Below are 5,901 nucleotides of genomic sequence, written 5' to 3' on the forward strand. Positions count from 1 at the left end.
AGCCTTGGACTCCAGGCAGATAATCGGCCCCGGCGGGCGGGCGGTCGCCGAGCCCGGGGGCATAGCGGCCGTCGGCGATCAGCATCAGTTCAGGGTCGCCCGCGGTGGGGATCAGGACGAGCGTGAGCGTCAGGGACTCCCACCAGCGGCGCTGCTCGACGATCTGACCGCGCATCCCGGTCAGGACGAGCCGGGTCCAGAGTGGGCCGCGGCCTTCCTCCTCGAGCCTGGCGTCGGCCGCCTTGGCCGCGTTGTCGAAAAAGGTGCGGACCGCGGTATCGATCCGCGCCGGATCGACCGCGGCAATCGCCGCGGCAGAGTATTTCGGATTCCGCTAACATTCGCATATACTGCCCTGGGGCAAGGCGCCGAGGGCCCGCAGCAGCTAGAATTCCACAATACCCTGTTCGAGGCCACACCATGTCCGCCACCATGTCCGGTTTGCCCAGCATTCCAGTCCAGGTCGAGACACCGGCCGGCGGCGGCGCCTGCCACGGCAATGCGCTCGCCATCCTGCATGAGGTCCGCCACGCCCTGGAACGTCTGATCAGTACCGGCGAGGCGACCCGGATCGATCTGCACGCGCTGCCGTTCGGCGCGGGGGACGAGGCCTGGCTGACCGCCCTGCTCGGCACCGGGGAGGTCCGCGCCACCATCGAGGCCCTGGGTCCGACCAGCGTGCAGGAGACCGCCATCCCCGGGGTTTGGCTGGTGGATTACCATAATGCCGAGGGCCAACGCCTGGCCCTGCATCTGGAAATTACCTGCATCCCCGGGATCCTGCGCACCCAGTGCCGGGAACTCGACACCGCCGTCGCCACGCTCGACACCCGCCTGGGCGCGGCGACACCGGGCGGCTCGCGCCCGCTATCCTGACATCCTTACAGGAGCGACCATGAGGGTCTTTGAGAAAAATCCGCTTGAGAAGGGCCTGGCCGAGCGCCTGCGCGAGCACGGCGTCTCGCGCCGCGGCTTCCTGAAGTTCTGCGCCGCCACGGCCTCCATGATGGCCCTGCCGCCCGCCATGATCCCGGCCATCGCCGCGGCCCTGGAACGGGCGCGACGCCCCAGCGTGATCTGGCTGTCCTTCCAGGAGTGCACCGGCTGCACCGAGTCCCTGACGCGCAGCCATGCGCCGACCGTCGAGGACCTGATCCTGGACCTGATCTCGCTCGACTATCACCACACCCTCCAGGCGGCCGCCGGGGAGGCCGCGGAGGCCGCCCGCGAACAGGCCATGCGGGACAATCACGGCCAATATCTGCTGATCGTCGACGGTTCACTGCCGGGGCCGGACGCCAACCCGGGCTACTCCACCATCGCCGGTGTCAGCAACTATTCCATGCTGATGGAGGCGGTGGAGGGCGCCGCGGCGGTGATCGCGGTCGGCACCTGCGCGGCCTTCGGCGGTCTGCCGGCGGCCGCCCCCAACCCGACCGGGGCGGTCTCGGTCATGGACCTCGTGAAGGACAAGCCGGTCGTGAATGTCTCCGGCTGCCCGCCGGTGCCCATGGTCATCACCGGCGTCCTCGCCCACTTCCTGACCTTCGGGCGCCTGCCCGAGTTGGATGAATATCACCGGCCCCTGGCCTTCTTCGGCCAGTCGATCCACGACCGCTGCTATCGCCGGCCCTTCTATGACAAGGGCCTGTTCGCCGAGACCTTCGACGACGCGGGCGCGCGTGCGGGCTGGTGCCTGTACCGGCTCGGCTGCAAGGGCCCCAGCACCTACAACGCCTGCGCCACCATGCGCTGGAACGCGGGCACCAGTTGGCCGATCGAGGCCGGGCACCCCTGTCTCGGCTGTGCCGAACCCCGCTTCTGGGACGCCGGAGGCTTCTATGTACCGCTGTCCGTGCCCACCGGTCCCGCCTCGGACTATCTGCTTGCGGCCGGCGCGGTCGGCGCCGTTGCCGGTGCTGTGGTCGCGACCAAGGCGCGGGGTCGGGCCAAGGAAGAGGCGGCCGTTCGTCAACCAGTCACCGTCGAAGAACTGGAGCAGAAGCTATGAGCGACCCGATGGACTTTCTGCTGCTCACCAAGGGCCCCCTGTTCAACCTTGCGGTGACCGTCTTCGCCCTGGGTATGGCCGCCCGCATCCTGGAGATCCTGGTCAACGGGCGCCGGCCGAACTACAGCGAGGCGCGCGGCGGCCAATGGCTGCCGGGACTGCGCACGGTCTTGACGCGCTCCGTCGCGGACCCGGGCACCTTCAAGCGGGCGCCCTTCAACGTGGTGGTGGGCTGGCTCTGGCATCTGGGTTTCATCGTCACCCTGCTGTTCTTCATCCCCCACATCGCATTGATCAAAAGCCTGCTCGGCCTCTCCTGGCCGGGGCTGCCCAACCCGGTAGTGGATCTCGTGACCGCCGTGACCCTGGTCGCCCTGGTCGCCACCCTGGTGCATCGCCGCACCCACCGGGTGAAGCGGCGCATCAGCACCCCGGAGGACTATCTGGTCTGGACCCTGGTCTTTCTGCTGGTCCTCTCCGGGTATCTCGCCTATAACCGGATCATCAACCCCTATCCGCTGGCATTGGGGCTGCACATCCTCTGTGCCGAGGTCTTTCTCATCGTCCTGCCCTTCACCAAGCTCACCCACATCTTCACCGTGTTCATCGCGCGTTGGTACAACGGGGCCAGCTTCGGCCGCCGGGGAGTCGAGTCATGAGCGCAACACCGAGTTCAAATGGCAGCCCGGAATCAAGCCCCTTCACCCTCGAGCGCGGCCTGGCCGCCTTCCGGGCGGAGATCGACGGGCCCGTGGCCGCCTTCTTCTCCAGTTGCGTGCATTGCGGGGTCTGTGCCCAGTCCTGTCCCTTCTACCTGGAGACCGGGGACCCCAAGTACACGCCGATCCTGAAGCTCGAGCCCCTGCGCCTGATCTGGGCGGCGGAGTTCACCCTGCTGGGGCGGCTCAAGGGGCTCTTGGGTCTCAATAAGCAGGTCACGGACGAGATGTTGACGCAATGGGAGGAGTTGATCTATGACTCCTGTTCCATGTGTGGCCGCTGCTCGCTGGTGTGCCCGGTCGGCAACGACATCCAGGCCATGGTGCGCAAGTCACGCGAGGGCATGGTCGCCTCCGGTCACGTGCCCGAGGGGCTGATCGGCGCCTCGGTCCGGGCGGTGCAGACCGGCAGTCCCATGGGGCTGCAATGGAAGACGCTCCAGGTCCAGATCAACCATATCGAGACCAGCACCGGCCTGACGGTGCCGGTGGACCAGGCGGGGGCGGACTATCTGGTGATGCTCTCCTCCATGGAGGTCATCAACTTCCCCGAATATCTGGAGGCCATCACCCGCATCTTCGACCACGCCGGGGTCAGTTGGACGCTCAGCACCCAGTGCTTCGAGGCGACCAACGCCGGCATCCAGATCGGCAACAAGGACGTGGCGGCGCTCCTGGTGCAGCGGGTGGTGGACGCGGCGGTGGCCCTTGGGGTGAAGAACGTCATCAGCCCCGAGTGCGGTCACGCCTATACGGCCATCCGCTGGGAGGGGCCGAACCTGATCGGCCGGCCCTACCCCTTCCACGTCTTTCACATCATCGAGGTGCTGGACCAACTGCGCGCCGCGGGCCGGATCAAGACCGAGGGGATGGAGACCGACCGGCTGTCACTGCACGACCCCTGCAACCTGGCCCGCAAGAGCGGCGTAATACAGCAGCAGCGCAACCTGATGGACCTGATCGCCGCGGACTTCGTCGAGTTGAAGGAGCACGGCAAGTTCCAGTGGTGCTGCGGCGCCGGCGGCGGGGTCAGCTCCAATGAGCGCGCCGAACCGCTCAAGATCGCCGCGTTCAAGATGAAGAAGGCCCAGATCGAGGAGGTGGAGCCCGCGCGGATGGTGACCATGTGCGCCACCTGCCGGACCCAATTGGAAGAGGGCCTGGAGCACTTCAACATGGACATCCCGGTGGTGGGTCTCACCGAGCTGATCGCCGAGCACCTGGTTGAGCACGAGCCGGCCGAACAAGCAGAGGGCGCAACATGAGCGAACGTATCGTCGTCGATCCCATCACCCGCATCGAGGGCCATCTGCGCATCGAGGCCCAGATGGACGGCGTGAACATCGCGCAGGCCTGGTCCTCCGGCACCATGGTACGCGGCATCGAGACCATCCTGCAGGGCCGCGACCCCCGCGACGCCTGGGCCTTCGCCCAGCGCATCTGCGGCGTCTGCACCCTGGTGCATGGACTGGCCGCGGTGCGTTCGGTGGAGGATGCGCTTGCGATCGAGCTGCCGACCAATGCCCAATTGATCCGCAACCTGATGATCGGCGCCCAGTATGTGCATGACCACGTCATGCACTTCTATCACCTGCACGCGCTCGATTGGGTGGATGTGGTCAGCGCCTTGAGCGCCGATCCCAAGGCGACCTCCACCCTGGCCCAATCCATCAGCGGTTGGTCCAAGTCCTCGCCGGGCTATTTCTCCGATACCCAGAAGCGGCTCAAGGGTTTCATCGAGTCCGGCCAGCTCGGCATCTTCGCCAACGGCTATTGGGGCCACCCGGCCTACAAGCTCCCGCCGGAGGCCAACCTGATGGCCTTCGCCCACTATCTGGAGGCCCTCGCCTGGCAGCGCGACGCGGCGCGCCTGCAGGCCATCTTCGGCGGCAAGAACCCCCACCCCAACTTCGTGGTGGGCGGTGTCGCCTGCCCCATCGATCTGAATTCAGACTCGGCCATCAACGCCAAGAAGCTCGCGGAGGTGCAGTCCGTCATCGCCTCCATGCGCCAGTTCGTGGACCAGGTCTATGTGCCGGATACGCTCGCCATCGCCGGCTTCTATCCGGACTGGTTCCAGCGCGGCGAGGGGCTCGGCAACTTCATGTGCTATGGGGACCTGCCCGCCACCGGCAGTGCCGATCCCGCCACCTTTCTGTTCCCGCGCGGGGTCATCCTCAATCGAGATCTGACGACCATCCATGAGGTCGACCTGCACGACGACACCCAGATCCAGGAATTCGTCTCTCACGCCTGGTACGACTATAAGGGCGGCAAGGATACCGGCCTGCACCCCTACCAGGGTGAGACCAGGCTCGACTACGACGGTCGCGGCGGCGTCAAGCCGCCCTACCAACAACTCGATGTCACCGATGGCTATACCTGGCTCAAGGCACCGCGCTGGAAGGGTCACGCGGTCGAGGTCGGCCCATTGGCGCGCGTCCTCATGCTCTATGCCCAGGGCCATGCCCAGACCAAGGAGCTGGTCGACATGACGTTGACGACGCTGAAACTGGAGCAGCGCGCACTCTTCTCCACCCTGGGCCGCACCGCCGCCCGCACCCTGGAAAGCAAGATCGTGGTCGATGCCATGCAGGGCTGGTATGACGCGCTCGTCGCCAATATCAAGGCCGGCGACGGCCGGACCTTCAACGAGACCCTGTGGGACCCCGCCACCTGGCCGCGGGAGGCGCGCGGCGCCGGCTTCATGGAGGCCCCGCGGGGCGCCCTGGGCCACTGGATCGTCATTAAGGACGGGCGCATCGACAACTACCAGGCGGTGGTCCCCTCGACCTGGAACGCCGGCCCCCGCGACCCCAGCAATCAGCCCGGCGCCTACGAGGCCGCACTGGCGGACAATCACCAACTGGCCGACGTCAAACAGCCGCTGGAGATCCTGCGCACCATCCACTCGTTCGACCCCTGTATCGCCTGCGCGGTGCATTTGGTCGATCCCGTGACCGGGGAGCGCATCGAGGTGAAGGTCGTCTGAGCGTTACCAAGCCGGCGCTTGGGAACGGTTGATTGATAAGCGAAACGATTCGCTTAGGGACTGCCTATAGCGCCATTTTCGTTGTCGTTGTCGTTGTCGTTGTCGTAATCGTAATCGGAGAAGCGATGCACTTTGGGGTGCGAGAGAATCCGGGGCGCTACGATAACCTCGATTACGAC

At 66.2% G+C, this 5,901-nt stretch carries 5 protein-coding genes; all 5 read left to right on the forward strand.

The window, feature by feature from the left end:
• Window positions 1-420: 420 nt before the first annotated feature.
• The 5 genes from QZY48_RS24285 to QZY48_RS24305 are packed head-to-tail and all read left to right on the forward strand — an operon-like array spanning window position 421 to window position 5,722.
• On the forward strand, window positions 421-876 hold the full coding sequence (locus tag QZY48_RS24285) for a hydrogenase expression/formation C-terminal domain-containing protein (protein WP_295435922.1): 456 nt from the start codon (window positions 421-423) through the stop codon (window positions 874-876).
• Between the two features lie 19 nt (window positions 877-895).
• On the forward strand, window positions 896-2,011 hold the full coding sequence (locus tag QZY48_RS24290) for a hydrogenase small subunit (protein WP_295435924.1): 1,116 nt from the start codon (window positions 896-898) through the stop codon (window positions 2,009-2,011).
• Window positions 2,008-2,670, forward strand: a complete 663-nt coding sequence (locus tag QZY48_RS24295) for a hypothetical protein (protein ID WP_295435926.1) — start codon at window positions 2,008-2,010, stop codon at window positions 2,668-2,670. The genes QZY48_RS24290 and QZY48_RS24295 overlap by 4 nt, the downstream gene beginning before the upstream one ends.
• Entirely contained in the window at window positions 2,667-3,995 is a 1,329-nt protein-coding gene (locus tag QZY48_RS24300) for a (Fe-S)-binding protein (protein WP_295435928.1), read from the forward strand. Before QZY48_RS24295 ends, QZY48_RS24300 begins: the two co-directional genes overlap by 4 nt.
• Window positions 3,992-5,722 carry a nickel-dependent hydrogenase large subunit gene (locus QZY48_RS24305; RefSeq protein ID WP_295435930.1) on the forward strand — a complete coding sequence of 577 codons (1,731 nt, stop codon included), beginning with the start codon at window positions 3,992-3,994 and terminating at the stop codon, window positions 5,720-5,722. Before QZY48_RS24300 ends, QZY48_RS24305 begins: the two co-directional genes overlap by 4 nt.
• The last annotated feature ends 179 nt before the right edge of the window (window positions 5,723-5,901 follow it).

The organism is uncultured Thiodictyon sp. (genome assembly GCF_903828115.1).
Taxonomy (GTDB): Bacteria; Pseudomonadota; Gammaproteobacteria; order Chromatiales; family Chromatiaceae; genus Thiodictyon.

What these genes read in the sequence shown, in the direction of transcription:
- QZY48_RS24285 (WP_295435922.1), top strand. Translation starts at nt 421, where the DNA reads ATGTCCGCCACCATGTCCGGTTTGCCCAGCATTCCAGTCCAGGTCGAG.
- QZY48_RS24290 (WP_295435924.1), top strand. Translation starts at nt 896, where the DNA reads ATGAGGGTCTTTGAGAAAAATCCGCTTGAGAAGGGCCTGGCCGAGCGC.
- QZY48_RS24295 (WP_295435926.1), top strand. Translation starts at nt 2,008, where the DNA reads ATGAGCGACCCGATGGACTTTCTGCTGCTCACCAAGGGCCCCCTGTTC.
- QZY48_RS24300 (WP_295435928.1), top strand. Translation starts at nt 2,667, where the DNA reads ATGAGCGCAACACCGAGTTCAAATGGCAGCCCGGAATCAAGCCCCTTC.
- QZY48_RS24305 (WP_295435930.1), top strand. Translation starts at nt 3,992, where the DNA reads ATGAGCGAACGTATCGTCGTCGATCCCATCACCCGCATCGAGGGCCAT.